Source organism: Methylobacterium sp. B4 (assembly GCF_003201865.1).
GTDB lineage: Bacteria > Pseudomonadota > Alphaproteobacteria > Rhizobiales > Beijerinckiaceae > Methylobacterium.
In genome coordinates, this window is record NZ_QJJJ01000003.1 from 329095 (window position 1) to 355805 (window position 26711).

The window sequence follows — 26711 nt, forward strand, 5'->3', positions numbered from 1 at the left end:
GCAAGCCGCCTTCACGAATCGTTCGGACGCCCGCGCGCCCACTGCACCCTCTCGAAGAAGACCCTGCACGGCAAAGCAACCGGTCCGTGCAGCTCTCCGTCTTCTCGTGACAGGTGTCACAATCGGCGGCGGCCGCGCGGCGGAAACCTTGCGGCGGACCTAAGACGCGGACCGTAAAGAAAAATCGTGGCGCGTACAATCGAACCACGCGCATGGCTTTCGCCTTCATCCGCATGAACAGCGTTAATTTTTGCGCTGGGCGCCTCGCGCAGCGATTGGCGGGCCCTCGAAAGCGGCGGCGCGGCCGTCCGGGCGATCAACGGCAAATGATGGCCGATTCCCCGGAGGCCGTACGCTACGCGTCCTCGTGACGCGCGGCCGGCGGTGGCGCCAGCGGCGTGATGCGCAGCGTCGTGATCCGGTTCTTGGCCTTGCGCAGCACCTGGAAGCGGAAGCCGTGGAAGTTGAAGGCCGTGCCCGCATCGGGGATGGCCCGGGCCTCATGGATGACGAGTCCGGCCACCGTCGTCGCCTCGGCGTCGGGCAGGCTCCAGTCCATCGCCCGGTTGAGGTCGCGGATCGGCACGCTCCCGTCCGCGTGGACCGAGCCGTCGGCCTGCGGGCGCACGCCGGAGACGGTGACGTCGTGCTCGTCGGCGATGTCGCCGACGATCTCCTCCAGGATGTCCTCCAGGGTCACGAGGCCCATCACCTCGCCGTACTCGTCGACGACGAGGGCGAAGTGGGTCTTGCGCGCCAGGAAGGCCTTGAGCTGGTCGCGCAGGGTCGTGGTGCCGGGCACGAACCACGTCTCCAGCGCCAGGGATTCGACCTGGAGCGAACCGGCATCGCCCCCGGCGGCGGCGAGCGCCCGCAGGAGATCCTTGGCGTGGAGCACGCCGACGATGTTCTCCTGGCCGTCGCGCCAGAGCGGCATGCGGGTATAGGGCGAAGCCAGCACCTCGCGCACGATCTCCTCCGACGGCAGGCGCGCGTCGATGGTGCGCATCTTGGTGCGGTGGACCATCACCGCCGAGACCGTGAGTTCGTTGAGATCGAGCAAGCCGCCCAGCATGTCGCGGTCGGATTTCTCGACCCCGCCCTCCCGGTGCAGCAGGGCGACCTGCCCACGGATTTCCTCCCGGGGCGTCAGGATCGAGCGGCCCGCATCGATCGACAACCCGAGCGGGCGTAGCACGGCACGCACCAGCGCCTCCACCGCGAGCGCCGGGCGCCCCAGCAGCCCCACGGCGAAGGCGACCGGCCGGGCGGAGGCCAGGGCGATGCGATCGGGATTGTTGATGGACAGCGTCTTGGGCAGCACCTGCGCGAAGACGATGACGAGCACCGAGGTCGCGAGGGTGGCGTAGAGCACGCCCTCCCGGCCGAACAGGCTGGTGAGCACGGCCGCGGTGAAGGCGGAGGCGCCGATGGCCACGACGTTGTAGCCGATCAGCATGGCGCCGATGAAGCGCTCCCGGTCGCCGAGGATGCGGTTGACGATCGCCGCCCGGCGGCTGCCGCCGGTTTCCAGGGAGAGCATCCGCGCCCGCGAGGCGGCGGTGAAGGCGGTCTCCGCCCCGGCGAAGAAGGCGGACAGCACCAGCGAGATCAGGACGATGCCCGCCGCGAGCCAGAGTTCGGTGAATTCCATGGACGGTCGGGACGATCTCGGGACGCCGGGTCGAGCGGGGCTCTTGCCATGATGCGGCGCCCGGCCTCCCGGGTCCATACGATGCCTCGGTCAGCTCTTGCCGTCGCCCTCGCCGGTCGGCTCCGCCGGGCTGTCGATGGTGCAGGAGACCGCCTGCACGGCCGCATCCGCCATGGCGCGCTCGCTCGGCAGCGCGGCGATCACGCGGACCACGGCGAAACCCCGACGGGCGGGAGCGATGATGCGCACGTCGCGGGTCACCTCGCCGGCCACGTCGTTGGCGAGCGCCTCGTCGAACTGGGCGCGGGTCATCACCACGAGATCGAGTCCGCCGCGCACCGCCGCCTGATCGGTCACCGCGTAGAAGGCGCCGCGGCGGGTATGCATGGAGACCGAGAGCATCAGCGATCCGGTCTGGGCCGAGACCCGCATCGGGCCGTCGTCGAGATCGTAGGAGCAGACGCCGACCGAGACCGACGGGTCGGGATTGGGCAGCCAATCGCCGCCCGCGGCAGCCTCGCCGGGAGCGAGCCCGTGGATGCGCAGGGGGTGGTCGAGCGTCTCGCTCGCCCGCGCGCGAGTGAAGGCGTCCCCTTCCGCGAAGCGGGGAATCGCCAGCACCGTGGCGATGTGGACGGCACCCGCGATGACGAGGCCGCAGGCGGTGGCAAGAAGGAAGGCGCTGCGGCTCACGAGCGGCACTCCACGCGCTCGATCGCGGGCAGGCTGTCCCGGTCAAGCGAGCCGACGCTCGCCGCCACCGGCGTGTCGTAGAGGCGCAGCGCCAACCGCACGGGCCCGCGCGGACGCGGCATCGGCAGCCAGTTGCCCGGCTGGACCTCCGGGCTGAGGCCGATGGCGAAGCGCCCATCCGTCTCGCGCAGGATCTCGGTCGAGGTGTATCCGGTCCGCACCGGCTCCTGCCCCGGCTCCGGCCGGCCGCGGCCGGTGACGGTCAGCGTCCAGGCGCGGGCCGGCGGCGTGACCCCCGCGAGCCGATAGGTGCAGCGGGCGTCGAGCGTCCGGCCGGCATCGTCGCTCGCCGCCGTCAGCAGCATGCCCTCGCCGACCGCGAGCGGGACGTCGCCGCGCCGGGCGTTGACGGCGCGGGCATAGGGATTGGAATCGAGCGAGCCGGCACGCGGCCACGCGGTCCAGCTTCCGATGCCCGTGCCGCCGAAGGGGTAGCCGCCGCTGGTGGCGTAATCGGCGGTGGCCAGACCGAGCAGGCCGCCGAGGCTCAGTGCGTAGACGAACAATCCCACCCGCGAGGTGCGCCGCGCGGCCCCCTGGGCGAAGCGCCGCAGCCGCGCCGCACCGTTCCGCCCCCCCGTGGACGGGCCGCGCGGGGACGTGCCGGCCGCCGGGCCGATCTCGCTCGAGAACGCCATGGACGCTGCCTCAGGGCGTCCCGAAGCCGCCGGAGGCGCGCGCGCCCTCGGCGACGTCGACGGGGGCGATGCCGGGAGCCCGCATCCTGTCCGGGGCGAGCGCGCCGGATCGGGCGGGCTCCGGCTTGCCGGGCTCGGTCTTGCCGGGCTCGTTCTTGGCGGCCGAGCGGCTCGGCTCGACCGTGCGGAACAGGCCGTTGAGGCTCGACAGCACCTCGAAGGAGCGGCGCGAGAGCTTGCCCGCCGTGCTCGCCGCCGCGTTGTCGGCCTGGGCCTGGACGACCTGCGCACCGCGGTTGCGCTCGTTGAGGCCGGGCATCGGCTTCAGCTCGATGCCCTGGTGGGCGGGCGCCATGATCTCGTGCCACGTCATCGCGGGGAGCGAACCGCCGGTCATCTTGTTGGTCGGGCTGTGGTCGTCGTTGCCGTACCAGACGGCGCCGACATAATTGCCGGTGTAACCGACGAACCACGCATCGCGGTAGCCGTTGGTGGTGCCGGTCTTGCCCGCGACCTTCACGCCCTCGATCTGGGCTTTGCGCGCGGTGCCCTCCTCGACGACCTTGTTCAGCATGTAGTTCATGTCCGCCGTCACCTGGGACGAGAGCACCTGCACCGGCTTCTCGTCGGCGTGGCGGTAGATCACCTCGCCGCTGGAATTGCGCACCTCGGTGGCGGCGTAGGGCTTGGCGACCTTTCCGCCGTTGGCGAACACGGCAAAGCCCGCCGCCTGATCCATCACCGTCACCTCGGTGGCGCCGATGGGCAGCGACGGCGTGTCGGTCAGCGGCGTCGTCACGCCCATGGCCTTGGCGAGCTGGATCACCTTGGCCCGGCCCGCCTTGGCCGCGTTCCACTCGTGGGTGATCCCCAGCCCCTTGCCGATGGCGGTGGTGATCTTGATCGGGATCGTGTTGACCGATTTGGCCACCGCGAGCCAGAGCGGCTGGCGGCCGGAATAGGAGCGGCCGTAATTCTGCGGGCACCAGTTGCCGACGCAGACCGGCGAATCCACCACCGCGGTGTCCGGCTTGTAGAGGCCCGAGGCGAGCGCCGCGGCGTAGACGTAGGGCTTGAACGACGAGCCCGGCTGACGCAGGGCGTCGGTGGCACGGTTGAACTGGCTCTCGCCGTAATCCGCGCCGCCGACCATGGCGCGCAGCGCGCCGTCGGGATCGAGGATGACCACACCCGCCTCGTCCACGTCGTACTGGTCGCCCAGGCGCCGCAGCATGTTCTCGACCGCCTGATCGGCCGATCTCTGGATCGAGAGGTCGAGCGGCGTCTTGACGGTGAGCACACGGTCGCTGCGCAGCTTGCCCGCGTCGGCCATCCGCTTCACCTCGCCGAAGGCCCAGTCGAGGTAGTAGTCGGCGGTGATGTCCTTGGTGCGGGTGACCGGGGTCGCCGGGTTGCGCAGGGCCGTCTGGATCTGGCCTTCCGTGACGAAGCCCGCCTCGACCATGTTGTGCAGCACGTCCACGGCCCGGCCGCGGGCGGCGGGCAGGTTGACGTTGGGCGAGTACTTGGTCGGCGCCTTGAACAGGCCCGCCAGCATCGCGGCTTCCGCCAGGGTGATGTCCTGCAGCCGCTTGCCGAAATAATAGTCCGCCGCCGCCACTGCGCCGAAGGTGCCGCCGCCCATATAGGCGCGATCGAGATAGAGCTTGAGGATCTGGTTCTTGGTGAGATGGGTCTCGAGCCAGAACGAGAGGAACGCCTCGTTGACCTTGCGCTCGAGCGAGCGCTCGTTCGTCAGGAACAGGTTCTTGGCGAGCTGCTGGGTGATGGTCGAGCCGCCCTGCATGTTGCCCTTGCCCGACGAGTTCGAGACCAGGGCGCGGGCGGTGCCGATCGGGTCGATGCCCCAGTGCTCGTAGAAGCGCCGGTCCTCGGTCGAGAGCAGCGCCTTGATCATGAGTTCGGGGAAGTCGTCGAACTTGAGCGAGTCGTCGTGCTTGATGCCGCGCCGCCCGACCTCGGTGCCGTAGCGATCGAGGAAGGTGACGGCGAGATCCTGGGCCTTGAGCCAGTTGTCGCTGGTGAGGTTGAAGGCGGGCTGGGCCAGGAAGAGCAGCACCATCGCCCCGGCGGTGCCGAGGGTGACGCCCTCGCTGGTGAGATCGAGCGCGAAGCGCTTCCAGCCGCGGACGGAGAAGACCTGCATCCGCGCCTGGAAGCGCTCGTAGGCTTCCGTGGTGGAGTGGCCGCCCTCGTAGAGGCTCGCGTTCACCCAGGCGTCGAAGGCCAGAGCCGCGCGGCTGATCCGTGTCGTCAGCGACTTGAGGCTGGGCAGGCGCACGGCTTTTTCCGGTTTCTCTTCACGTCGTCCGGGTCGGCTTCAGGCCGGGACCCTGACGCGGCGTCCCGATACGTTCTGTATCAGGACACGCGCCGGCCCGCGAGCTTTCGCTTCCGTTAAGGAACGCGAGGAGCGGGCCGCCGTCCCGGCCGAGCCGGCCCGATTACACGTTAACCTTAAGGCGGCGGCATTGCCGGACGATCTGGGCGCGTGGATGGCGGATGGCCGCGCTTGCCTCCGGAATCGTCATGCGTCAGGAGGGGCGGTCCGTCCCGAAACGGCACGATCCGCCGCGCGCCCGTCGCCGGCCGGACCCTCCCCGGTGGAATCGAAGAGAGCGAGGCGCCTGACATGGCCGACGACACGGCCGATCGCAGCCCATGGCCGTTCTGGCGTGCCAAGAGCCTGGAGGCGATGACCCCAACCGAGTGGGAGAGCCTGTGCGACGGCTGCGGGCGCTGCTGCCTGCTCAAGCTCGAGGACGACGACACCGGCGCGATCCACCACACCGATGTCGGCTGCACCCTGCTCGACACCCATGCCTGCCGCTGCCGCGACTACCGCAACCGCGCCAAGCGGGTGCCGGACTGCGTGCGCCTGACCCCGGAGGCGGTACGCACGATCCCCTGGCTGCCGCCCACCTGCGCCTACCGCCTCGTGCGCGAGGGCCGCGACCTGCCCGACTGGCACCCGCTGAAGACCGGGCGCCGGGCCAGCGTCCACGAGGCGGGGATCTCGGTGCGCGGGCGGGTGGCCGGCAACGAGGAGGAGTTCTCCGACGAGGAGCTGATCGACCGGATCGTGGCGTGGCCCGACGAGGCCGCCTGAGCGGGCTGGCGCGTCAGGCCGCCCGCTGAAACGGCGGCGGGGAACAGGCCGCCGCCGCGAGGCCGAAATCGAGGCAGTCCTCGATCCCCTCCCGCCAGAGCGAGAGCGGCGTCGCCCGCGCGAGGTGGATCGCCCCCTCGCTCTCGCCGCCCTTCACGCGCAGATCCGCCCCGAGGCGCGCCGCGAGCCGCCGCATCGGCGCGTTGTAGGGAAGGCAGTGAAGCCGGAGCGCGGCGATGCCGCGGTTGCGGGCCGCCTCGCTCAGGCGCCGCAGCAGCAAGGACCCGAACCCAGCCCGGCGGAAACCTCGCTCGACCACGAGGGCGACCTCCGCGCTCCGCTCAGTCCCGCTCTCCTTCGCGCCGAGGGGACGCATTTCGCCGAGCGCCCGCAGGCTGCCGTCGACGTAGACGCCGAACATCGTGCCGCGCGCGACCATGGCGCGCTCGGCATAGGATTCCGCCATTCGATCGCTGACCGCCGACCGGAAGCGGCGCGCGCGGGTCTCGGCATCGAGTCGCAGGAAGAAGGCCCTCACGGCCGCCCCGTCGCTCGGCCAGAGCCGGCGGCAGCTCACCGCCCGCGGCGCCGCGTGGAAGGAAGAGGGCGGAGGGGAGTCCGAAGGGGGCATCGACACGCGAACGCTCTCGCTTGTTCGTGAACGCAACCGCCCGCGCTGCCTCCCTCCTCGAACGCGGACCGGATGCATCTGGTCGGACCCCGATCCTGTTGCAATGCAACAAATTGTCCGGCCGGACCTTCGCGGCCCCGTGCGAGCCGTAAACTATTGAGCGGGAACCGTGCCGGCGGCGTGCCTCCGCGGGCTGCGATGGTTGCGGTGCGTTAACGTGCTTCCACCTATCAAATTATAACATTCTTAAACTCCCCGCCGATAGACTGGTCTCATGCGGTGCACGTCCAAATATATCCGAGACGAACGGGGAGCGACGACAGTCGAGTTCGCCCTTGTCGGCCTCGCCTTCATCGCGACGATGCTCTTCGTGATGGGCGTCGCGGCGGTGTTGTATCTCAATCAAGTCCTCGACAATGCCACGGCCCGGGCAACGCGTCAGATCATGACCGGCAAGGCGCAATCGCAATCGACGCCGATGACCGCCGCAGCGTTCCGGCAGAGCCTGTGCGCCAACCTTCCGGCGGCATTGTCCTGCAGCGACGTCATCATCAACCTCTACGTCGTTCCGAAGGGGGTGCAGCCCGGAGGCTACTACGCCTTCGTCAACGCCGACAGGAGCGGTCTGGCCCTGCCAAAAATCGAGGCCGCATCGGGCCAGTTCAAACTCGGCGGTCGAGGCGAGTACCAGTACCTGCAGGTGATCTATCCGATCACCTTCCTGCCTTCCATCGTCGCGTCCTGGATGAGCAGTGGCACGACCTACAACGGCAAGCCGGCCTTTCTCGCGGTCTCGGGTGCGGCCTTCCGCAACGAACGGTACTGACGATGAACGGTCCCTTTCGCCGATTCCTTCTCGGTGCACAGGCCGGCGCCAGCCGTAGCAACCGCCGCGCATCTCACCGCGAGACCGCGCACCGCTCCCCGAGGTCCGGCCTCGTCGCACACGTGCCGCGTTTTCGCGCCGCGGAGGAAGGACTGGCCGCGGTCGAGTTCGCGGTCGCCCTGCCCGTTCTGCTGCTCATTCTGCTCGCGGGCACCCAGTTGACGCTCTACGTCGATGCGACCCGCAAGGTCGACCTCATCGCCCAGTCGATCAGCCAGATGATCTCGCAGTCGATGCCGCCGGACAACAAGTCCGTCGCCCTGGTCGATGCGAGCGACATACACTTCAGCTTCGACTCGGCCCTCGTGCTGTTTCCCTATCTCCTGCGGGACTCCGCGCGCCAGGGCGTCGCGTGGTGGGAGGACATCTCGATCAACTACGCGAGCATCGCATTCAAGCCGAAATCCGCCTCCTGCGCCGACAGCCTCGATATGAGCGCGTGCTACACGGCCAACGTCGTGTGGACGAGCACGGGGACCGCCCAGCCGCAGGGAGGTCCCAACTTCCGGCCCTGCGGCGTCGAGCAGCAGCCAGCCGACGACGCCGCCGCGCCCAGCCGCGCCACCCTTCCGCGTTCGGTCTACGGCCCCTCGTCGCTGCTGGTGATCGACGTGGTGTTCACCTTCAAGCCTACCTTCGGCAGCGGGCTCGTCTCGCCGGTGCGGATCGCACGCTCGGCCTACGTACAGCCGCGATACGCCTCGCTCATCAACTACGACACGGCCAACAACACTGGGATCGCGACGAAATGCTCCGGCTATTGACCCGCGCAAGCCGGCTCGGGAGCCGGGCAAACGACTTCGGGCGCGACCAGGGCGGCGCCATCAACGTGCTGCTCACCCTCGCCATCGTCCCGATCGTCGGACTGAGCGGCCTCGGTATCGATTACGGCATGGCCGTCGCCGGAAAGACGCGGCTCGACCGGGCGGCGGATGCGGCCGCGATGGCGGGCATCGTCACGGCGAAGACCTACATCGCCGACCATGCGGGGCAGAGCAATGTGGTTGATGCCGCCCTGAGCGCCGGTCGCAGCCAAGCGAGCCGAGCCTTCACCGTCAATGCCGGCTCGATCCCGCTCACGGAGGTTTCGCTCTCGCCGCCAACGGTGGAGCGGAATGGGCAGTCGCTCACCTCGACGGTGACCTACACCGCGACGGTGCGCAACACCTTCGGAAGGCTCTTCCTCTCGCCCTCGACGACGTTCAGCAACACCGTCACCGCCTCGGCCGATATCGCGAGCTATCTCGACTTCTACCTGATGGTCGACGTCTCGGGCTCCATGGGACTTCCCACGAGCGATGACGGTCAGAAGGACCTCGCCAGCAAGAGCGTCGAAGACGAGGGGAACTGTCAGTTCGCTTGCCACTTCCCCGGGAAGGTGGGCTGGAATCTGGCAGCGGGAAAAATCCCGTTGCGCTCCGACGCCGTGAACAACGCCGTCTGCGAGTTGCTCAAGCGGGCGTCGACTCCGGTGGTGCCGAACCAGTACCGGATCGGCCTCTACCCGTTCATCAACCGGCTGGCGACGCTCGCGTCTCTGAGCGACACCACCACCTCCCTGGCGGCCCTGAAAACGGCTGCCCAGTGCGACAAGTCCTGGCCTCTGGCCTTCACCAACCTGCTCGATACCGGCACCACGCAACTCTTCACCAACAACGATCCGACGACCGGCACCGGCAGCGGCGGAACCCATTTCGAAATCGCCCTACCGCAGATGAAGTCGACGATCCGGACCTACGGCAACGGCTCCACCGTGGCGAATGCCAAGCCGTTCGTGTTCCTTATCACGGATGGCATGCAGAACGGCCAGTCCTACTCCGCATGGACGGACGGGAAGACGTATTCCGGCAATCCCTCGAAATTCCGAGGCTACCCCGATGCCTGGTGGAACGGATCACAGCCTGCGCAGATCGATCCAACCAAATGCACAGAATTGAAGAACGCGGGCGCAACCATCTCCGTCCTCTACATTCCATATAATTTCGTCAAATCCTACACCAATCACAGCTATATCGTCTGGGAGAACAATCGGGTCAACGGATTTAGCCCGACCCTGTCCGATCCCTTGCGGAAATGTGCCACGGACGGATTCTTCTATACGGCCAACACGCCGGCGGACATCACCGCCTCCCTTGGCGCGATGTTCGATCAAGCGCTGAGAGTCGCCCGCATCACGAATTGAGGAGTTTTCGCGCCCGACTATCACGGCGCAGCTTCGATCTGCTCGGCGCCCCCGCTTCGGATCGACGCGGATGTTTGCGCGGTTGGCCCTGTGCCGGCTTGATCGGCGTGCCGCGGCGCGGCAGAGCGGAAGGCGCGCCACCGCGTCGTCTCTCCGCAGGCTCGCTCGCCGCAAGAGGCGCCTCCTCCCGCGAACGATCGGCCGGATGCCCGACAGCCAAGCCCCCTCCGACCATGCCCGCGCCGGCGCGGTCTCCCCCGGCCCGGTGCGCGAGCGCTACGACGCCCTGGTGGCCTCGGGCGCGATCGAACGGGATCCGGCGCAGATCCGCCTCGTCCAGGCCCTCGACCGGCTGGTGCAGAACCTGGAGCGCCGCCGCCGGGCGAAGAAGGGCAGCGCGCTGGGCTGGCTGTTCGGCCGCAAGGACGACGATGCCGGTCCGCCCAAGGGGCTCTACCTCTGGGGGTCGGTGGGCCGCGGCAAGACCATGCTGATGGACCTGTTCCACGAGGCCGCGCCCGGCCCGAAGCGCCGCGTCCACTTCCACGGTTTCCTCGCCGACGCGCACGAGCGCATCCACGCCCACCGGCAGGCGCTCAAGCGCGGCGAGGTGAAGGGCGACGATCCGATCCCGCCGATTGCGGACGCGCTGGCGGCGGAGGCCACGCTGCTGTGCTTCGACGAGTTCACGGTGACCGACATCGCCGACGCGATGATCCTCGGGCGCCTGTTCGGAGCCCTGTTCCAGCGCGGCGTGACCGTGGTGGCGACCTCGAACGTCGAGCCCGACCGGCTCTACGAAGGCGGTCTCAACCGCGCCCTGTTCCTGCCCTTCGTGGCGGAGCTGAAGGAGCGGGTCGAGGTGCTGCGCCTCGATTCCCGCACGGATTTCCGCCTGGAGAAGCTCGGCGGCAGCTCCGTCTACCACGTGCCGGCGGACGCGGCCGCCGAGGGCGCGCTGGATGCCGCCTTCAAGGCGCTCACGGGCAAGGCGAAGGGCACGCCGACGACGGTGCGGGTGAAGGGGCGCGCGGTGCCCGTGCCGGAGGAGGCGGGCGGGGTCGCCCGCTTCCGCTTCGACGACCTCTGCCGCCAGCCGCTCGGTGCGGGCGACTACATGGCGCTCGCCAACGCCTACCACACGCTGATCGTCTCCGGCATTCCGGTGATGGGCGAGGCGGAGCGCAACGAGGCCAAGCGCTTCATCACGCTGATCGACACGCTCTACGACGCGCACGTCAAGCTCGTCGCCTCGGCGGAAGCCGAGCCGACCGGCCTCTACCGGGCGGAGCAGGGCCGCGAGGCCTTCGAGTTCGAGCGCACCGCCTCCCGCCTGATCGAGATGCGTTCGGAGGAATATCTCGGCACGCCCCACGGCAGGGCCGCCTCGGAATCGAGCGAAGGGCTGGCGGAGACCTGACGGGCCCTACCGCGTCCGCCGCGGCAACGGCCGGCTGAGATAGGGCGAGCCGGGCACGAGGAAGCGCCAGGGCGCCTCGACCCCGCGGCTGATGCCGATGCGGGTCGTGGCGGCCACGGTCACCGGCCCCTCCGGCTCGGCCCAGGCGAAGGGCAGCCGGTCCAAGGGGAGGCCGTCATGCGAGAGGTCGACGCCCAGAGCCTGGGCGAGCCGACCCGGTCCGGCGCAGAGGAGGCGCGGTGCGTCGAGGCCGCGGCGGACGCGCATCGTCTCCAGCCCCGCGGTCGGGGCGAGCGCGCGCAGGAGCACGGCGCTGCCCGTCTCGCAGACGAGGTTGACGCACCAGTGCAGGCCGTAGGAGCGGTAGACGTAGGCGCGTCCCGGCGGCCCGAACATGCTGGCATTGCGCCGGGTCGGCCCGTTGAAGCTGTGGGAGGCCGGGTCGGTGCGGTCGTAGGCCTCGGTCTCGACGATGGTGCCGCCGATGCCGGCCACGAGCAGCCTGCGGCCGATCAGCTCGGCCGCGACCGTCGCGGCGGGGCGATCGAAGAAGGCCGGGTCCACGGGCCGCTCCCTCCCCTTGCGTCAGGACGCCTTGCGCTGCAGGTCGGCGCGGACGCGGGCGATGCCGGGTGGCTTCAGTTCGAGGGCGAGCCGCACCGCGTCCTCCAGATAGGCCTGAGGCGACATCCCGGCCCGGCCCGCCGCCCGGGCGAGCGCCGTGGCGAGATCGGCACGCAGAGCCACCTGCACGGTTTCGGGCGTCTGAGCCGGCGCGGGGGCCGCAACCGGCGCGGGCAGGCGATCGGGCGGCGGCACCGGCAGGCCCAAGGCCTCCCGGCGGCCCAGCGTCGCGAGCCGGTCGGCCCGCTCATTGCCGGCCTCGCCCGCATGGCCCCGCACCCAGGTCCAGCGCACGTCGCGGGCGCTGGCGAGCGCGTCGAGCCGCTGCATCAGGTCGATGTTCTTCACCGGCCCCGTGGCGGTGCGCCAGCCGCGCGCCTTCCAGCCGCGCATCCACTCCGTGACGGACTTGACCACGTACTGGCTGTCGCAGCGCATCTCGATCTGCGCGCCTTCCGGGAAGTGCTCCAGGGCGCGGATCGCGGCTGTCAGCTCCATGCGGTTGTTGGTGGTGGCGCGCTCGCCGCCGTGCAGCTCGATCGTGCCGGCCGGGTCTTGGATCACCGCGCCCCAGCCGCCGGGGCCGGGATTGGGATCGCATCCGCCATCCGCGTAGACGATGGTTCGCATCGCTTCTGTCTGCTCTCGAACTTGGGTCGCGCCGAACGGGGCGTGCCTGGAGCTGCGCCCGGCCACGTTGGGTCGGGAGGCGTCTCTAAGCCTTTGCTGTGCCGCGCTTTCTTTCGACGAACCGGTGGCCACTTCGTCGGAAAACGCTCTAGTACTTGACCACGACCGGTCCGGCCAGCACCGCTTGGGCCGGCGGCTCCGTCAATCCGCAGCGCGCGGCGGCGTCCGCCGCCAGCAGCGGGTCGAGCAGAACCTTCCGACCTTCGAGGAAGGTGATCGCCTGCTCGGCGGGGGCGGCCTCGCGGCCGGGCATCTCGACCAGGAAATGTTCGAGGGCGTAGCGGTAGCGGGCGATGCGCAGGCCCGCCTCCAGCCGCACCCAGGCGACGAGGCAACGGTTCTCCGCCACCCGCATCGCCGCCTGCCGCACGTCCCAGTCGTCGAGGCTCCTGGCGAAGGGCAGCGCGCGCAGGCGCACGCCGTCCGCCTCGAACACCCGCTGCGCCAGCGCGGCGAAGGGCGGGATCAGGCGGCCGTCGGCGGTCGCGTCGTCCGAGAGCCGGCGGTAGCGCGAGACGGGCGAGCGGAACGGCTCGGACATCAATCCTGCGTGATAGGCCGGGATGTCGTCGGTGCGCCAGCGCGGGGGCAGCACCCGGGCGCGGGTGAGGTTGGCGAGCGCATCCTGGAAGGCGGCACGGCCGTCGGCCGGCATCAGGAAGCGCCACGCGCGGTCGCGCAGGGTCGCCTCGTCGTCCGTGAGCGGGGAGAACGAGGCCGGGGTCTCGCGGTTGCGGGCGGCCAGCGTGCCCGTGGTCTCGATCAGGCCGTTCCAGGCGCTGCGGGCCGGGCGGCCGAAATCGCCCTCCTGCGCGCAGGAGGGCAGCAGCAGCGGAGCGAGCAGGGGACCGAACCGGCGAAGCGGCGCGAAGGCCGACCCGGCGCGGCGCGTCACGAGCGGCGGCGCTGCGGAACCGGCGCGGCGTCCGCGTCCGGCAGCCTCTCGTAGCGCACCCCGGTGAAGAGCAGCACTTGGCCGCGCGGGGCGTCGTCCTCGTCCCGGCGGAAGCGGCGTGCACCGCTTCCGACGAAGGGCACGACCGAGCCTGCGGCCTGACGGTCCCGCTGGGCCGGCGCGGGTCGTTTGATCGGCGGCGTCGGGTTCGTGTGCGAAGGCGTCATGGCGCTGTTCCGTCGATGCTTCTGGCGGCCGCCCCCCGACCCGCCGCATGTCCCGACGAAGGTCCGAAGCGGGTCTCGACCTCGGGGCGGGACGAGCCCACCCGGCCGAGCGATTGAGGCCAAGCTCAGCACAACGTGGTTAACGGAATATTTCGAGGAGCCTTCCGCTGCCGTCCCGATCAAACCGGCGCGGCATGGCGGCCACACCGGAGCGCCGCGGAAAAGAGTTCGGCGGGGGCTGTGGCATAGTCCTTGCGAAGCCGCACGGGCCCATGGCGGGCGTTTCCTCCCTTGACTTCAAAGCCCCGCGCGCACGTCGCCGCGGGGCCTTTTTTCAGCATGCCGGTCGCACGCTGCCGCCGCCATCCGGCGCGGCGTCCCGGCCCGTCCTCGCAACCGCGATGCGGCCGTGCTGCGCTTGCTAACGCGGGGGGATGCCCGATATGCGGGGCCAGCCCAACTTGGATCGAGCGAAGGACAAGGCAGGATGCGTCCGGACTTCTCACGACTTGGCAGCCCGATGCGCGGACGGATCGCGGCCCTGAAACTCGCCCCCCTCGCTCTGCTCCTCCTGGCCGTTCCGGCCCAGGCTCAGCGAGAGGATCAGGGCCTGCAACTCGGTTGCGCCAACGACTTCTTCAGGCTCTGCGCCGGCGTCGATCCCAGCCGGGAGGCGGATGCCGAGAATTGCATGAACCGCAACCGTGCGCGCCTCTCGCCGGAATGCCGGGCCGCCATCGGCGATTACGATCGTCGCACCGGCGGTTCGCAGCCCCGCGGCCAGCGCTGAGGTGGCAGCGCCGACTAGAGCCTCTTTGAACGCCGAAAGGCCGGCCGGGCGACAGGCTCCGCCGGCCCCGAGGCGCGTATCGACAGATCGGGGACGAGCATGGCGTTGACCGTCGCGGTTCAGATGGACCCGATCCAGTCGATCCGCATCGCGGGCGACACCACCTTCGGCCTCATGCTGGAAGCGCAGGCGCGAGGGCACCGCCTCTATACCTACACGCCCGACCGCCTCTCGATGCAGGGACGGCTCGTCACCGCCTACGCCGCCCCGGTGACGGTGCAGGATGTCGAGGGGGCGCATGCGACCCTGCAGGCGCCCGAGCGCATCGATCTGGGCCAGGTGGACGTGGTGCTGATGCGCCAGGATCCGCCTTTCGACATGGCCTATGTTACGGCGACCCACATGTTGGAAAAGGTGGCCGGACGCGCCCTGGTCGTCAACGATCCGGCCGAGGTGCGCAACGCGCCCGAGAAGCTCTTCGTCCTCGACTTCCCCGAACTGATGCCGCCGACCCTGATCTCCCGCGACCGGGCGGAGATCGAGGCCTTCCGGGCCGAGCACGGCACCGTCGTGATGAAGCCGCTGCACGGGCATGGCGGCGCGGCGGTGTTCCGGGTCTCGGAGGATGACCCGAATTTCGGCTCCATGTTCGACCTGTTCGCAGCGACCTTTCGCGAGCAGTGGGTGGTCCAGCGCTTCCTCGAGAAGATCACCGAGGGCGACAAGCGCATCATCCTCGTGGACGGCGAGGCCATGGGCGCGATCAACCGCGTGCCGGCCAGGGGCGACATTCGCTCCAACATGGTGCGCGGCGGCGCGGCGGGCGCCTCCGAGCTGACCGAGCGCGAGCGCGAAATCTGCGCGACGATCGGCCCGGAGCTGAAGCGGCGCGGCCTGATCCTCGTCGGGATCGACGTGATCGACGGGCATCTCACTGAGATCAACGTGACCTCGCCCACCGGCATCCGCACCATCAAGCGGCTCGGCGGGCCCGATCTCTCGGTCGCGGTCTGGGATGCGATCGAGGCGCGAGTCGCCGCCCGCCGCGGCGCCGACTCCGCCGCCTAGCGACGTCCGCAACACCCGGCTACGGACCGACTCCGTTCCGCGCGCCGACGCCTTGGGGCCAGATCGGCTGGCCCGGAACGCGGTGTCAGCGGAAGACCGGCAGGCCGAGACCGATCAGCACGAGGCCGAGGATCAGCAGGACGCCAGCCAGGGTTTCGGCCCCGGCGGCACGCTGTCCGAACCGGCCCGCCCGGGCCGCCAGAGCGACACCGCCGGCAAGACAAGCAACGCTGGCGACGACCATCACCAACGGCTCCGCCGATACGCGGCGCCATTGACGCAATGCCGGCTGCTCCATCCACACATTTCGACGAAATTTTTTCTGCCGACAAGCGTCGTCGTGAAGGTTGTATCGCACGAATGTCTTCGCGGCGTCTTGCAGAGACCGCGCGAGTGACACCGAAAGAAGGGGCCGTGTTCGATCATCGGCCCGGGCCTATCACGCCGCAGATTCCAAAATCAATTACCGACAGCAGTTTTAATCCTACTGATACCGAGAACACTGAGCAGAAGTCGAAAAATCTCACAATAAATTGTGATCCATGAGCATTATGCTGTATTTAAAGTTGCAATTCGTCACATCACATTGGTGCTTATCGCGCCGTCCACTCGCCGCCTGCGGGCGTCACGCCTCCGCTCTCGGCGTTGCGTTGAGTTCGGCCCAGTCGAGTTCCTCTTCCAGCACGAAGTAGGCGTCGTCGCCGATCCGGCCTTCGTAGCGTAGCGCCAGGAGCCGGTCGCGGGCCGCGCGGATCGCATGGCGGCGTGGCTCGTCGGTCGGCAAGCCCTCCGGTGCGAGCCCCTTCTCATGGGCTTCGGCCTGGGCCAGAACGGAGTGGAATTCCTCCCGCAGGGCTTCTGCGGCCTCCGAGCGGTCGGCCTTCAGGGCCTCGACCGCGGCGCCGTAGGCCTCGGCCCGTGCCCAGCCGACCTCGAGGCCGACCGGATCGGCATCCTCCAGCCCGAGCCGGGCCAGGAGCGGGCGCAGGGTCAGGCCCTGCACGACCAGGGTGCCGATCACCACGCAAAACGCCGTGAGCACGATGAGGTCGCGATAGGGAAAGCCCGCACCGCCGGGGCCGCCCTCCGGCAGGGCCAGGGCCGCGGCGACCGTAACGAGGCCGCGCATGCCCGACCACGCGACGGCGGCGCCCGCGCCGAGGCCGAGATCGCGGTCCGGCCCGTCCCCGCCGGACGGCCCGGCACCGGAGAATCCGACATGGCGAATGATGCTCGCCGGCAGCACCCAGGCGATGCGCACGAGGACCACGGTGGCGACCACCGCCCCCGCGACGAGGGCGTAGGAAAGTTCCTGCTCGGGGCTCAGCCGCTCCAGGATCGGGCCGATCTGGTTGCCGATGAGCACGAAGGCGAGCACGTTGAGAACGAAGATCGCGGTCTCCCAGACGGCGTTCGAGATCACCCGCACCCGCGGCGGGGTCTGGCCCGGGGCGCGGCGGGCGACGGCGATCGCGAAACTCACCACGGTGAGCACGCCGGACAGCTCCACCGCTTCCGCCGCGATCCAGAGTCCGAAGGCAGCGGAGAACTGGAGCACGATGGCGCTGGCCGCATCCTCGACCCGGCGCAGGATGCGCAGGTAGACGAAGGCCGCGAGCGGCCCCGCCACGAGGCTGCCGACGACGCCGATCAGGAAGGCCGGCGCCACCTCCCCGACCGAGAAGTGCCCGGTCACCGCCGCCGCCACGCCGAGCCGGTAGATCAGGAGCGACCCGGCGTCGTTCAGGAGGCTCTCGCCGCGCAGGATCGTGGCGAGGCGGTGCGGCAGGGAGACGTGGCTCAGCACCGAGAGCGCGGCCACCGCATCGGGCGGCGCGACGACCGCGCCGAGCACGATCGCGGCGGAGAGCGGCATGTCCGGCACCAGCCATATCGCGACGGCGGCCACCGCCGCCGTGGTGGCGGCCACGGCCCCGATGGCGAGGCCGGCGATGGGGCGCCAGTTGCGCACGAGATCGCGCAGGGAGGTGTCGTAGCCCGCATCCATCAGGACGGGCGCCAGGAACAGGGCGAGCGCCAGTTCGGGATCGAGCGAGAGGTTCGGCACGCCGGGCAGGAAGGCGAGGCCGACGCCCCCGAGGGCGAGGAAGGCGGGATAGGGCGCGCCCAGGCGCCGTGCCAGGGCAGCCAAGAGCACCGCCCCGATCAGGACGCCGACGATCCAGTGAAAGACGAACATGCAAGGGAAATGGGCGAACGTGCCGACGGATCGGGCGACAGTGGCGAAAGAACGCAGGTCCGTCCGGGATGATGTTCCAAGATGCGCCCTGCCCGAGATCCGATCGCGATCCCGGGGCGCGGGGTCGTCAGGCCGGCCGTGCGGCGATCAGGTCGCGCAGGGTGGTGATCGTGGAGGAATCCGCCACCCCGTCGATGCGGGTCGGGCGGAAATGGCGCTGGAAGGCGGTCACGACCGCGCGCATCCCCTCGTCGAAGCGGCCGGTGATCGGCTGCTCGTAGCCGTAGAGGGCGAACATCGCCTGCAGCGCCTCGACCGGCTCGCCGGCATCGCCCGCGGCGAAGAAGCGCCCGTCGCGGATCGGGGCCGGGGGAACCCAGTGCCCGACGCCCGCGAGCGCCAGCCGCTCCCAGGGGAAGAGCTCGCCCGGATCCTCCTTGCGCGACGGCGCCACGTCGGAATGGGCCAGCACGCGGGGCCCGGGGATCGCCCACCGCCGGACGATGTCGGCGGCGAGCGCGATCACCGCCGCGATCTGCGCCTCGGGATAGGGCGGCAGGCCGCCGGCATGGCCCGGATGGGCGATCTCGATGCCGATGGAGCGGGAGTTGATGTCGCGCGAGCCCGCCCAGGCGCCCGCACCGGCGTGCCAGGCGCGGTCGGCCTCGGGCACCATCTGCACGATGCGCCCGTCCTCGAAGACGAAGTAGTGGGCCGAGACCTCCGCCGCCGGATCGCGCAGGCGGTCCAGGGCGCCCTGCGCCGTCGGCATTCCGGTGTAGTGCAGGATCAGCATGTCGAGGCCGCCCGCGGCCCGCACGCCGCGATTGGGCGAGGCGAGGACGGCCTCCACGAGCGGGCTATCGGCGGCGAAGCTCACGTCAAGCCCCGCTCGGCCGCGATCCTGTCCCAGGCGGCGTTGATCGCGGCGAGCCGCCGCGTGGCGATGGCCACGGCCTCCGGTGGCAGGCCGCGGGCGAGCGCACGATCCGGATGGTTCTCGGCCACGAGCCGCCGGTAATGCGCTTTCAGCGCCGCCGCGTCGGCGGAGGCGTCCGCGCCGAGCACGAGGTAGGGATCGTCGGACAGCCGCAGGTGCCGGGCCGCGATCCGGCGGAAGGCCGTCTCGTCGAGGCCGAAGATTCCGGCCACCGCGCGCAGGTAGCGCTCCTCCCCCTCGTGGATGGCACCGTCGGCGGTGGCGATGTGGAACAGGCCGTCCAGCACGTCCTCGAGCAGGGCCGGCTCCTCGCCGAAGGTCGTGGCGAGCTGCCCGGCATAGGCCTCGAAGCCGTCGGTGGTCGCCTTGGCGAGATCGAACAGGCGCTGCACGCCCGCGCGCGCCTCGGGCTCGACCTGCACCACCCGCCCGAAGGCCTCGACCTCGGATTCGGTGACGACGCCGTCGGACTTCGCCATCTTGGCCGCCAGCGCCACGAGGCCCGTGGTGAACACCACGTCCCGCGGCGTCGGCCCGAACGGCGCGCCCTCGCGATCGACGAGGAAGTGCCCGGCCACGCTCCCGACCAGCGCGCCGATCGGTCCGCCGACCAACACGCCGAGCCCGGCGCCGCCGATCTTTCCCCACAGGCCGGCGCTCATCGGGAGACGCCGACGGAGGGAGTGCGGTGACGTGAGGATTCGGGCAGGGACAAGGGCTCTTCCGATGATCCGCGGGCGCAACGGCGCGCGCGCAGGGGCTTGGTGTCTCTCACGACGCGTCCGCTGCGCCGTCGGCATGCGGGCCGAGGCGGTCCGTGACCGGGCGTTTCGCGCGGCACTCTAACGCCGCAAAGCGTCGCGCGGCGCAAGTCCGACCGTGGAGTCCGACCATGCAAGTCGTCCTGCAAACCCGTCCTGCAAACCCGTCCTGCGGGCCCGTCCAAAACGAAAGGGCCGGGGCGCTGCCGCCCCGGCCCTTCCTCGCCATCCGCGCGTCGGGATCAGCGGCAGTAGACGTTGCCGTACTCGTCGCGGAAGGTGCCGTAGGGGCAGCGGGGCGCCGTCGCGGCGCCGGCGATGGCGCCGCCCGCACCGCCGATCGCGGCACCGGCGAGCGCGCCGCCCGCCCGGCCGGTGGCGAGGCCGCCGACCGCCGCGCCGAGGCCGGCGCCGAGGGCTGCACCGCCCAGCGCCCGGTCCTGCGGCGTGTTGCAGGCGCCGAGCGAGAGCGCGAGGCTGCCCGCGAGGGCGGCGGCAATGAGCTTCTTCATGGTGGTCAGATCTCCCTTGTGCATCGGCGATCGTGCCATTGTTGCCGGCGAGACGCCGGAAGGCCTTGAAACAGCCTTGGTCTGTCACCGGCGGTCATCGTCGGCACATGAAACGGCCAAGATTGGGGCGGGTTGCCCCGGGGGGCATGACAATCGACGCCGCGCCTGCCATCTGAGGCACGCCTGTTGCAAAAACGTCGGCCCCGGCCGGCCCCGACGCCCCTCGAGGATCCCATGTCCGAAGTCACCCCGTCCAAGGCCCGCCTTATCGTGCGCAAGGCCGCCGTCCGGCCCGATCTCGTCGTCGATACGGTGATCCTCGACCACGCTGCCCGGGCGCAGGCGCATGCCCACCTGACCACGGCGGGCGGATTGTCCGTCGACCTCGCCCTGGAGCGGGCGCTGGGGCTGGAGGACGGCGATGCGCTCAAGCTCGAGGATGGGCGCCTCGTCGGGGTGCGCGCGGCGGAGGAGGCGCTGCTCGAGGTCCGCGCCGGCAGCCCGGCCCGGCTGCTGCGCCTCGCCTGGCAGCTCGGCGGCGAGCACGTTCCCGCCGAAGTCGGCCCGGATGCGCTCTACGTGCCCGCCCGCGCGGCCGAGCTGGTGCGCGGCGCCGGCTGCACCGCCACGCCGGTGCAGCGCCCCTTCAAGCCGGAGAAGGCGGCCCACGACCACAGCCAGTGCGGCCACGATCATCACGGTCACGACCACCACCACGACCACGCGCATCAGCCTGCCGGGCACGATCACGCCGGCCACGACGACCACGGCCATCAGCAGCACGCCCATGATCACAAGCACGATCACGGCCATGATCACAAGCACGATCACGGCCATGATCACGCTCACGGCGGCTGCGGGCACGACCATCGCCACGAGCACTGAGATCAGCACCGAGACCAGCAGCGAAGCGACTTGGATCGAGAGGGATCGCTGAACCACCCGCGCCAATCGTGGCCCCAAGCGCGGGCGGAACATGCCTCGGGTCGTCCCCGTTGCCGCAGGCAAGCCAACGGGGACGACCGCCGTGCCCACGATTCATCTCCTTCAGAACGAGGACGGCCTGTGGGCCGTGGCCGCTCCGAACCTCGTGGTCACCGGCCTGACGCGCGAGAGCGCGGAAGCCTTCGCGGCGGCCTATCGCCGGCTTCAGGAGCGGTAGACCCCGCGTCCCGCCTGAGCGGTCGGTTCGATCACCCCGGACTGCATCGCCTCCCCTCCCCCGGCATATGCGTCGGCAACGAGGCGGATGAAGCCCGCGGAAGCCGGCTCGCGGCATGTCCCGTCGGCGAACGCCGAGATGATCGGGAGGACAGCCCCGACGGCTGTTCGCGCCCTTCGAGCGCTGCATGTCGCCGCCCGAGACCGACCCGGCGGCCGAGGCGGACGCGCGTCGCCTTCACTTACCCAAGCCGCTGTCACCCGCCGAAAGAGAAAAGGTGTTTCTCATAGGGCCGATCCGCTGTAGATCATGACGAAAATACGACTGTGCTGGAATGGCGAGCCTTTCAGGGGTTCCGGCGCGGTCGATGAAGAGCAGGCGTCGGCATCGAAAGGCAGACGACGCGCTGCACAGGGAGGCGACATGCAGGCTCAAGCCAGCCGGGAAGACCGCATTAGAGCGGTCACGGCGACCATCTCCCAGCAAGCCCTGGGCAATCGCCTCATCCACGGAAACACGCGTCTCCCCTACGACGTTGCCCGTGCCCTCGCCGAACAGGCGGTCGATGCGGTGGTGGCCGCCGATCAGCGTGAGGGCCAGCGCGGCCAAGTCGGTCCGAACCCGTTCATCTGACGCGACGGCCGGGCATGCGGGCGCGGCGGCGATGTTGCCGAGCGGTCCCGAAATGATCTAGGCGTCCCGGGTTCGCCGGGCCTTGCGGCCCCGCACGGCAACGCTCCGGTCAAACGTGACGGTCAACGACAGAGATCCCATCACCGCCGAGGCTTGGCGCTTCAGCGTCGCGCCGATGATGGATTGGACCGACGCAAAGCTTTTCTCCCTACGAAAATGCTGTGCTGGATCTTTCGTGCTGTACCTGATGCTGTAGCGACCACACCCCGACTCGCACGGAGATCTGAGCCCCATGCGAACCATCGTCGAGATCTACAACGGCAGTGCCACGGCCATTCGCGACGGTGAGAAGGATCTGCCGCTGCTCCTGGCCCGTGCGCTGATGACAGGCAGCGACGCGGCCTGGGACAAGCTGCGGCCCTACGGGATCAAGCGCATCGTGGAGCGGCATCCGACCGAGGCGGCGAAGGTGATCATCGGCGAGCGTGAGGTCGCGGTTCGATAAAGTTGAAACGCAAAAGCCCAGCGCGGCGGGGTCCGGGCAGGACAAGCAAGAAGGTGGGCGGCACCTCGACTTCGCCGCCTTTTTGGGCGACGGGCGACGCGGGTCACCTAATTCAACGGATTTCTATGCCCGCCAAAGCGCAGCCTCCCGAGAGCCCGAGGGGCGCCCCGAGCCACCTCGACGTGTACCTGCGCGTCCTCTCTGCGCTGATGTTGCGGGATATGCGTAGTCGTTTCGGAGGGAACTACTGGGGATACTTGGTGCAGGTGCTTTGGCCCTGCGCTCACCTCGGCATCCTCGTCGGAGTTATGGCATTTCGGGGCGTAAAAGCGCCAATCACCGACAGTGCAATGCTCTTCATCGCCACCGGCGCAGTGCCGGCTCTAGCATTTCAGTACGTTTCCCGCGAGGTCATGAAAGGATACTTGGTACATAAGCCGCTGACTTATTTTCCTCAGGTAAAAAAATTCGACACGGTCGTCGCGCGTTGTCTTGTCGAGATTGTCAGCGCTTTTATGGGATTAATGCTTGTCTGCTTAGTCCTAGCGTGCTTTGAAGTCGACCCTAGACCCGTCGATATGTTTACTGCGATAACGGGATATTTAGCAGCAATTGGGCTTGGCATTGGCGTTGGATTTGTCAACGTGGGAATATGCTCTGTGTTTCCCGGATGGGCACTAGGATACATATTGGTCACTCTTACACTTTACCTGACGAGTGGAGTATATTTCCTTGCCTGTTTCATGCCGGAGCAAATTTACTACTACATGAAATGGAACCCAATCACGCAGTTGATCGAGTGGGTTCGCTTGGGCTATGAGCCAAGTCTACCTGCTCAGATTGACTATCTGTACGTGTTCGGCTGGATCTTCGGCAGCCTTACAATCGGCCTGCTGATGGAGCGCTTTATCGTTCGTGCACAACAGTAGCGCGCAAAGAGCCTGGCGATGTCATCCTATCAGATGCTCTCATTGTCTGCGATCATAACTGCGATTATCTGCCTTTTTGTTGCAGCAATTCGTTCTGCTCGAAACGATAGGACGTGGCGCGCCGTAGCCTACTTGCTTGTCGGCAGTATCCCATTCTTTGTCGCCGCTTGGCAGGCGGATGGACGGAATGCGGCCCGACGCGAGCAGGCGAAAATCCAGGAGCAGTTTAACCAGCAACATTGAGTGCATGCGGCCTAACGCTGCCAGATCGAAACGAAAATCCCGCCGCGGCTGAGCCAGGCGGGGCAAGGTAGAACCGTCGTGGGGGGACGGAGGTTAGATCGTTACGGCTGCTTTCCGGTCGGTCCCATCCGGCCATCCGGCGCAAGCACAGATCTTTCGAAGTAGCCGAGACTTCCCTCAGCTCGGCGCCGGCCCGCCGAACGGAAGCTCTCCGGTCCGCCACCAATCGCCGATGTAGGGCCGCGTGCGCTCGATCGCTGGGCCGATGTCCGGCCGGGTCGCGACGACGGCGCCGACCATCAGCACCGCCGCGCCGACGCAGACGCCGAGCGCAATCCGGCTGCGCCGCGGCACCTCGCCATCGATCGAGCCTGTAGCGGCGACGTGCAGCACCGCCGCCATCATTGAGAACAGCACGATGAGCGGCACGATCTCGGCGTTCAGGAGCCACTGCGGCGCGTCGGCCAGACGGTAGATCGCGGCATAGACCGTCTGCGCGAGGTGCGAGAGGAACGACAGCCAGATCCCTACGATGAGGAAGTCGGCCTTGCTCGGCACCGGTCGGCGGATCGCCGCCCAAGCGTCGCCCGCGTAGGCGTAGACCACCACGCTGTAGAAGGCGGCGGCCAGGATGCGGGTCGCCACGATCATGTCGGCGTTGGGCACGAACACGTTGACGGTCTGGTAGCCCACGAAGAGCGTCAGCGCCGTGAGGTAGAGGATCTGTCGGATGCCGCTCGGTCCCTCGTTGTAAATCACCGCGACTGCTCCTCGGCCCGGTGGGCTCGCTCGTCCATCTGTCGAATGGTGGCCTCGACCACCGCTCGTACGTCGCTTGAGAGGTGGCCGCGGCGGCGGTCGCGCAGGCGCTCGGCTGTCCGGCATTTGAAGGCGCCGACCGCGGCCTCGACGCTCTCGCGGCTCTCGTCGGCGGCTTGGACGACATCCTCGGCGGCTTCGGCTGCGCGCTGCTGCGCCTCGATGTTCTGGGCGAACAGGGCGTCGAGCGGCGCCGGGTCTGGCGGGGCTGGCGGCCTCGGAGAGAACCACGACATGACGCGCCTCCAGATCATGCGCGCCCCCGCGCGGCCTGAGTGGCAAGGCCGTTGATGGCGGCCAGGATGTTACCGACGGCGTGCCGGGTCTCCTGCGCCGCAAGTTCGACCTGCTTCGTGAGGTCTTCGCTGGCGTCCTTGTTGGTCTCCAGGGCGGCGGCGAGGCTGCTCTGCGCAGTCGCGGCCTTCTCAGCGGCCGAGGCCGCCGCATTGAGGGCGAGCACCACCTTCTCGCGGTCCGCGATCTGGGCGGCCAGCGCCGCGGCGTGGCTCGCCTTCAGATCCTTGTAGAGCGCCCGGATGACGAGGCAGGCGCCGACGAACAGGCCGATGAAGACGAGGCACGTCGCGCCGAGGACGCCCTGGTTAAGGTAGAACGTGGCGGTCTGGTCGATGACCGCCTGCGGGTTCGGCGTCTGCGCCAGGGCCTCGGTCACGAGCACGGGATCAGCCGCGGCTCATCCGGTCCGCGTCGCGCAACTCCTCGGCGCTCACCACGCCGGCCTCGATCCGCTCCACCGCCGGCACCAGCACGTTCGCTTCGCTGGCGGCGTCGTCGAGATCGAGCTTGCGGAATATGCGCGCCGCGACGCCGTCCGCGCCGCCGGCTGCCCTGATGACCGCGGGCGGGGCCGTGTCGACGAGGTACTGCGTGCCCTTGGCGATCACCGGCACCGCGACGTTGACGGACAGCGTCTTGCCCTTGGCCGCGCCCTGGACCGCGTTGAGGCCGTAGCCGACGCCCGCCTCCAGCATCATCTCGACCCGCCGCTGCGTCAGGAACAGCGCCGCCATCGGATAGACCTTGCGGATGGCTTGGATGATGTAGGCGGCCACGATCGGCAGGAGGATGGTCAGGATGGGCTCGCGCAGGGACACGGCGAACGCCACGAGCCAGTCGCCCCAGGGCAGGATCACGGCCTTGTCGCCGATGGTGGCGACCTCGGCGGCGAGGGCGGGCCCGGCGGACGGAAGCGCGATTGCGAGGCCGCCGGCCGCGACGCAGGCGAACCATGCCCGCGGGTGGTGCAGGTAGAGCCGCCAGTCGTCCCAGGCGCGGCGGTCGGCGCGGCGCTGATGGAGGACGAAGAGCACGACGCAGGCGAGCGCCAGCGCCGCGAGCAGAAGCACACGGGTCATGGTGATGGTCCTGATGGTGGGGATGCGCGGCGGGCCCGGCCGGCTCGGGAAACACTCTTCAGATCTGGCAGCTTGAGCGTGCGCAGACGCCAGATGATGCTGGCTTGCCGTCGTGCCGAAGGCCCTCCACCTAGCGGCAATCGGTCAGCGGGTCGGTGGACGCCCCCTATTCACCGACCCGCTACTCTCACGCCTCGCTCACGCCCGAGCGCGCCCCGGCGATCGTCGTCGGCAGCGTGTGTGGCGCCGGCAGCGGCATGTCGGCCGGCCAGCGGAACGCGGTGAACTCCTTGCGCGAGAAGGCGGCGATGGACCACGCATCGCCCTGGTTGCCGCCGAGCAGGAAGATCTGCGTCGGACTGGCACCGACGACGAAGCCGACATGGCCCTGCCAGGACGAGTTGCCCCGCTTCTTCGTGGCGATGGCGCCCAGCGCCGGCTCCTTGAGCCCGACGCCCCAGGACTCGTAGGACCGCGCCGCGAGGCTGCCCGAGGGCTTGTGGCCGGCCCGCTTCAGCATGGCGCCGACCGCGGCCGCGCACCACGCGACCGAGTCCTGCTTGATCCCGGAGAAGCCTGCATCGGCGAAGAGCTGCACGACGCGGGGGTTGTTGGCGGAGCCTGCGCCCTCGCGCACTCCGACCTCACCCTCGGCCAGCACCAGCCAGCCCGGCTTCTCGGGCGCCTCGCGCCGCTCGCTGATGTCGGCCTTCTGCAGGGCGGCCTGCGTCTTCGGCCCGGCGATGCCATCGGCCACCAGCCCCGCCGAGCGCTGGAACGCGGTCACGGCGGCGATGGTGCGCGGCCCGGCATCGCCGTCCGCTCCCGAGGGCCCGAGGTCGTACCCGCGCGCGAGGAGAGCGCGCTGGATCTCAGCGACGGTCATGGGGGTGTTCTCCGATGTCGAGGGAAGGTGTCGGGCTCGGGCCGGGCGGCGCGGCGAGCGGTCTAGGTGTATGGTCCCGGGATGAGGTGTGACGGGTTGATCCTGAAGCGATTGGGCTCTTTCGTCCAGGCATTCAGGATGAACTCGGTGGGTGTCA

Annotated in this window: 32 protein-coding genes; 11 read left to right on the forward strand and 21 right to left on the reverse strand. The window is 69.3% G+C overall.

Annotation, left to right across the window (positions count from 1 at the left end; genetic code table 11):
• Window positions 1-355: 355 nt before the first annotated feature.
• From BY998_RS07150 to BY998_RS07165, 4 genes are all read right to left on the reverse strand, one after another.
• Entirely contained in the window at window positions 356-1654 is a 1299-nt protein-coding gene (locus BY998_RS07150) for an HlyC/CorC family transporter (protein ID WP_110350922.1), read from the reverse strand.
• Between the two features lie 90 nt (window positions 1655-1744).
• Entirely contained in the window at window positions 1745-2347 is a 603-nt protein-coding gene (locus BY998_RS07155) for a hypothetical protein (protein WP_110350979.1), read from the reverse strand.
• Window positions 2344-3045, reverse strand: a complete 702-nt coding sequence (locus BY998_RS07160) for a DUF1214 domain-containing protein (RefSeq protein WP_110350923.1) — start codon at window positions 3043-3045, stop codon at window positions 2344-2346. Before BY998_RS07160 ends, BY998_RS07155 begins: the two co-directional genes overlap by 4 nt.
• A gap of 10 nt (window positions 3046-3055) precedes the next feature.
• Entirely contained in the window at window positions 3056-5347 is a 2292-nt protein-coding gene (locus BY998_RS07165; RefSeq protein ID WP_110350924.1) for a PBP1A family penicillin-binding protein, read from the reverse strand.
• Between the two features lie 351 nt (window positions 5348-5698).
• On the opposite strand from BY998_RS07165, the gene BY998_RS07170 reads away from it, so the two are divergent.
• Complete coding sequence (locus BY998_RS07170) at window positions 5699-6175, forward strand: YcgN family cysteine cluster protein (RefSeq protein WP_110350925.1); 477 nt, start codon at window positions 5699-5701, stop codon at window positions 6173-6175.
• Window positions 6176-6188: 13 nt separating this feature from the next.
• On the opposite strand, the gene BY998_RS07175 is transcribed toward BY998_RS07170, so the two are convergent.
• Complete coding sequence (locus tag BY998_RS07175; protein ID WP_110350926.1) at window positions 6189-6806, reverse strand: GNAT family N-acetyltransferase; 618 nt, start codon at window positions 6804-6806, stop codon at window positions 6189-6191.
• Between the two features lie 274 nt (window positions 6807-7080).
• Between BY998_RS07175 and BY998_RS07180 the strand changes: the two genes are divergently transcribed.
• From BY998_RS07180 to zapE, 4 genes are all read left to right on the forward strand, one after another.
• The gene (locus BY998_RS07180; protein ID WP_110350927.1) at window positions 7081-7632 is read left to right on the forward strand and encodes a TadE/TadG family type IV pilus assembly protein; all 552 of its coding nucleotides are present in this window, start codon (window positions 7081-7083) and stop codon (window positions 7630-7632) included.
• Between the two features lie 122 nt (window positions 7633-7754).
• The gene (locus BY998_RS07185; protein ID WP_245421505.1) at window positions 7755-8456 is read left to right on the forward strand and encodes a TadE/TadG family type IV pilus assembly protein; all 702 of its coding nucleotides are present in this window, start codon (window positions 7755-7757) and stop codon (window positions 8454-8456) included.
• A complete protein-coding gene (locus BY998_RS07190) occupies window positions 8441-9874 on the forward strand; it encodes a pilus assembly protein TadG-related protein (protein ID WP_110350929.1) in 1434 nt (477 codons plus the stop codon). Before BY998_RS07185 ends, BY998_RS07190 begins: the two co-directional genes overlap by 16 nt.
• Window positions 9875-10079: 205 nt before the next feature.
• Window positions 10080-11294 carry a cell division protein ZapE gene (zapE, locus tag BY998_RS07195; protein ID WP_110350930.1) on the forward strand — a complete coding sequence of 405 codons (1215 nt, stop codon included), beginning with the start codon at window positions 10080-10082 and terminating at the stop codon, window positions 11292-11294.
• A gap of 6 nt (window positions 11295-11300) precedes the next feature.
• Here zapE and BY998_RS07200 read toward each other — a convergent pair whose 3' ends face one another.
• The 4 genes from BY998_RS07200 to BY998_RS07215 all read right to left on the reverse strand — a co-directional run bounded on the left by BY998_RS07200 (window position 11301) and on the right by BY998_RS07215 (window position 13730).
• Window positions 11301-11858: a DNA-3-methyladenine glycosylase gene (locus BY998_RS07200; protein ID WP_110350931.1), complete on the reverse strand. Its 558-nt coding sequence runs from the start codon at window positions 11856-11858 to the stop codon at window positions 11301-11303.
• 21 nt (window positions 11859-11879) lie between these two features.
• Window positions 11880-12548, reverse strand: a complete 669-nt coding sequence (rnhA, locus tag BY998_RS07205) for a ribonuclease HI (protein WP_110350932.1) — start codon at window positions 12546-12548, stop codon at window positions 11880-11882.
• 148 nt (window positions 12549-12696) lie between these two features.
• Window positions 12697-13503 (reverse strand): hypothetical protein, encoded by an 807-nt coding sequence (locus BY998_RS07210; protein WP_245421506.1) that lies wholly within the window; start codon window positions 13501-13503, stop codon window positions 12697-12699.
• Window positions 13500-13730: a hypothetical protein gene (locus tag BY998_RS07215; protein ID WP_110350933.1), complete on the reverse strand. Its 231-nt coding sequence runs from the start codon at window positions 13728-13730 to the stop codon at window positions 13500-13502. Before BY998_RS07215 ends, BY998_RS07210 begins: the two co-directional genes overlap by 4 nt.
• A gap of 487 nt (window positions 13731-14217) precedes the next feature.
• Here BY998_RS07215 and BY998_RS07220 point away from each other — a divergent pair, with 487 nt between their 5' ends.
• Together BY998_RS07220 and gshB are read left to right on the forward strand one after the other, a co-directional pair.
• Window positions 14218-14520, forward strand: a complete 303-nt coding sequence (locus BY998_RS07220) for a hypothetical protein (RefSeq protein WP_181425449.1) — start codon at window positions 14218-14220, stop codon at window positions 14518-14520.
• A 99-nt stretch (window positions 14521-14619) separates the two neighbouring features.
• Window positions 14620-15588: a glutathione synthase gene (gene gshB / locus BY998_RS07225; RefSeq protein WP_110350935.1), complete on the forward strand. Its 969-nt coding sequence runs from the start codon at window positions 14620-14622 to the stop codon at window positions 15586-15588.
• 85 nt (window positions 15589-15673) lie between these two features.
• Here the strand turns inward: gshB and BY998_RS23920 are convergent, their stop codons facing one another.
• The 5 genes from BY998_RS23920 to BY998_RS07245 form a co-directional block, all read right to left on the reverse strand.
• Window positions 15674-15946, reverse strand: a complete 273-nt coding sequence (locus BY998_RS23920; protein WP_146221752.1) for a hypothetical protein — start codon at window positions 15944-15946, stop codon at window positions 15674-15676.
• A 267-nt stretch (window positions 15947-16213) separates the two neighbouring features.
• Window positions 16214-17788: a sodium:proton antiporter gene (locus BY998_RS07230; protein ID WP_110350936.1), complete on the reverse strand. Its 1575-nt coding sequence runs from the start codon at window positions 17786-17788 to the stop codon at window positions 16214-16216.
• 127 nt (window positions 17789-17915) lie between these two features.
• Window positions 17916-18668 (reverse strand): N-acetylmuramoyl-L-alanine amidase, encoded by a 753-nt coding sequence (locus BY998_RS07235; RefSeq protein ID WP_110350937.1) that lies wholly within the window; start codon window positions 18666-18668, stop codon window positions 17916-17918.
• Complete coding sequence (locus tag BY998_RS07240) at window positions 18665-19390, reverse strand: TerB family tellurite resistance protein (RefSeq protein ID WP_110350938.1); 726 nt, start codon at window positions 19388-19390, stop codon at window positions 18665-18667. Before BY998_RS07240 ends, BY998_RS07235 begins: the two co-directional genes overlap by 4 nt.
• Window positions 19391-19731: 341 nt before the next feature.
• On the reverse strand, window positions 19732-20001 hold the full coding sequence (locus BY998_RS07245; protein ID WP_110350981.1) for a hypothetical protein: 270 nt from the start codon (window positions 19999-20001) through the stop codon (window positions 19732-19734).
• A gap of 234 nt (window positions 20002-20235) precedes the next feature.
• On the opposite strand from BY998_RS07245, the gene BY998_RS07250 reads away from it, so the two are divergent.
• Together BY998_RS07250 and BY998_RS25030 are read left to right on the forward strand one after the other, a co-directional pair.
• Window positions 20236-20886 (forward strand): urease accessory protein UreE, encoded by a 651-nt coding sequence (locus BY998_RS07250; protein WP_110350939.1) that lies wholly within the window; start codon window positions 20236-20238, stop codon window positions 20884-20886.
• Window positions 20887-21028: 142 nt separating this feature from the next.
• On the forward strand, window positions 21029-21163 hold the full coding sequence (locus BY998_RS25030; RefSeq protein ID WP_280952889.1) for a hypothetical protein: 135 nt from the start codon (window positions 21029-21031) through the stop codon (window positions 21161-21163).
• A gap of 237 nt (window positions 21164-21400) precedes the next feature.
• On the opposite strand, the gene BY998_RS24255 is transcribed toward BY998_RS25030, so the two are convergent.
• Complete coding sequence (locus BY998_RS24255; RefSeq protein WP_181425450.1) at window positions 21401-21772, reverse strand: hypothetical protein; 372 nt, start codon at window positions 21770-21772, stop codon at window positions 21401-21403.
• A 316-nt stretch (window positions 21773-22088) separates the two neighbouring features.
• On the opposite strand from BY998_RS24255, the gene BY998_RS07260 reads away from it, so the two are divergent.
• Window positions 22089-22301, forward strand: a complete 213-nt coding sequence (locus BY998_RS07260) for a hypothetical protein (RefSeq protein ID WP_110350941.1) — start codon at window positions 22089-22091, stop codon at window positions 22299-22301.
• A 125-nt stretch (window positions 22302-22426) separates the two neighbouring features.
• Entirely contained in the window at window positions 22427-23230 is an 804-nt protein-coding gene (locus BY998_RS07265; protein WP_110350942.1) for an ABC transporter permease, read from the forward strand.
• A 39-nt stretch (window positions 23231-23269) separates the two neighbouring features.
• Here BY998_RS07265 and BY998_RS23925 read toward each other — a convergent pair whose 3' ends face one another.
• The 6 genes from BY998_RS23925 to BY998_RS07290 all read right to left on the reverse strand — a co-directional run bounded on the left by BY998_RS23925 (window position 23270) and on the right by BY998_RS07290 (window position 26554).
• On the reverse strand, window positions 23270-23539 hold the full coding sequence (locus tag BY998_RS23925) for a hypothetical protein (RefSeq protein WP_146221753.1): 270 nt from the start codon (window positions 23537-23539) through the stop codon (window positions 23270-23272).
• Between the two features lie 111 nt (window positions 23540-23650).
• Window positions 23651-24232, reverse strand: a complete 582-nt coding sequence (locus BY998_RS07270; protein ID WP_110350943.1) for a hypothetical protein — start codon at window positions 24230-24232, stop codon at window positions 23651-23653.
• Complete coding sequence (locus BY998_RS07275; RefSeq protein WP_110350944.1) at window positions 24229-24528, reverse strand: hypothetical protein; 300 nt, start codon at window positions 24526-24528, stop codon at window positions 24229-24231. The genes BY998_RS07270 and BY998_RS07275 overlap by 4 nt, the downstream gene beginning before the upstream one ends.
• Window positions 24529-24542: 14 nt before the next feature.
• Entirely contained in the window at window positions 24543-24965 is a 423-nt protein-coding gene (locus BY998_RS07280) for a hypothetical protein (RefSeq protein WP_146221754.1), read from the reverse strand.
• Between the two features lie 10 nt (window positions 24966-24975).
• Window positions 24976-25668 carry a hypothetical protein gene (locus BY998_RS07285; protein ID WP_245421507.1) on the reverse strand — a complete coding sequence of 231 codons (693 nt, stop codon included), beginning with the start codon at window positions 25666-25668 and terminating at the stop codon, window positions 24976-24978.
• Window positions 25669-25855: 187 nt separating this feature from the next.
• Window positions 25856-26554, reverse strand: coding sequence for a TIGR02594 family protein (locus tag BY998_RS07290; protein ID WP_110350946.1), 699 nt, complete (start codon window positions 26552-26554; stop codon window positions 25856-25858).
• Between the last annotated feature and the right edge of the window lie 157 nt (window positions 26555-26711).

Coding starts and splice junctions, on each gene's coding strand:
- BY998_RS07150 (WP_110350922.1), bottom strand. CDS start 1,654: ATGGAATTCACCGAACTCTGGCTCGCGGCGGGCATCGTCCTGATCTCG.
- BY998_RS07160 (WP_110350923.1), bottom strand. CDS start 3,045: ATGGCGTTCTCGAGCGAGATCGGCCCGGCGGCCGGCACGTCCCCGCGC.
- BY998_RS07170 (WP_110350925.1), top strand. CDS start 5,699: ATGGCCGACGACACGGCCGATCGCAGCCCATGGCCGTTCTGGCGTGCC.
- BY998_RS07175 (WP_110350926.1), bottom strand. CDS start 6,806: ATGCCCCCTTCGGACTCCCCTCCGCCCTCTTCCTTCCACGCGGCGCCG.
- BY998_RS07180 (WP_110350927.1), top strand. CDS start 7,081: ATGCGGTGCACGTCCAAATATATCCGAGACGAACGGGGAGCGACGACA.
- BY998_RS07190 (WP_110350929.1), top strand. CDS start 8,441: ATGCTCCGGCTATTGACCCGCGCAAGCCGGCTCGGGAGCCGGGCAAAC.
- zapE (WP_110350930.1), top strand. CDS start 10,080: ATGCCCGACAGCCAAGCCCCCTCCGACCATGCCCGCGCCGGCGCGGTC.
- rnhA (WP_110350932.1), bottom strand. CDS start 12,548: ATGCGAACCATCGTCTACGCGGATGGCGGATGCGATCCCAATCCCGGC.
- BY998_RS07215 (WP_110350933.1), bottom strand. CDS start 13,730: ATGACGCCTTCGCACACGAACCCGACGCCGCCGATCAAACGACCCGCG.
- BY998_RS07220 (WP_181425449.1), top strand. CDS start 14,218: ATGCGTCCGGACTTCTCACGACTTGGCAGCCCGATGCGCGGACGGATC.
- gshB (WP_110350935.1), top strand. CDS start 14,620: ATGGCGTTGACCGTCGCGGTTCAGATGGACCCGATCCAGTCGATCCGC.
- BY998_RS07230 (WP_110350936.1), bottom strand. CDS start 17,788: ATGTTCGTCTTTCACTGGATCGTCGGCGTCCTGATCGGGGCGGTGCTC.
- BY998_RS07240 (WP_110350938.1), bottom strand. CDS start 19,390: ATGAGCGCCGGCCTGTGGGGAAAGATCGGCGGCGCCGGGCTCGGCGTG.
- BY998_RS07245 (WP_110350981.1), bottom strand. CDS start 20,001: ATGAAGAAGCTCATTGCCGCCGCCCTCGCGGGCAGCCTCGCGCTCTCG.
- BY998_RS07250 (WP_110350939.1), top strand. CDS start 20,236: ATGTCCGAAGTCACCCCGTCCAAGGCCCGCCTTATCGTGCGCAAGGCC.
- BY998_RS07260 (WP_110350941.1), top strand. CDS start 22,089: ATGCGAACCATCGTCGAGATCTACAACGGCAGTGCCACGGCCATTCGC.
- BY998_RS07265 (WP_110350942.1), top strand. CDS start 22,427: ATGCCCGCCAAAGCGCAGCCTCCCGAGAGCCCGAGGGGCGCCCCGAGC.
- BY998_RS07275 (WP_110350944.1), bottom strand. CDS start 24,528: ATGTCGTGGTTCTCTCCGAGGCCGCCAGCCCCGCCAGACCCGGCGCCG.
- BY998_RS07285 (WP_245421507.1), bottom strand. CDS start 25,668: ATGACCCGTGTGCTTCTGCTCGCGGCGCTGGCGCTCGCCTGCGTCGTG.
- BY998_RS07290 (WP_110350946.1), bottom strand. CDS start 26,554: ATGACCGTCGCTGAGATCCAGCGCGCTCTCCTCGCGCGCGGGTACGAC.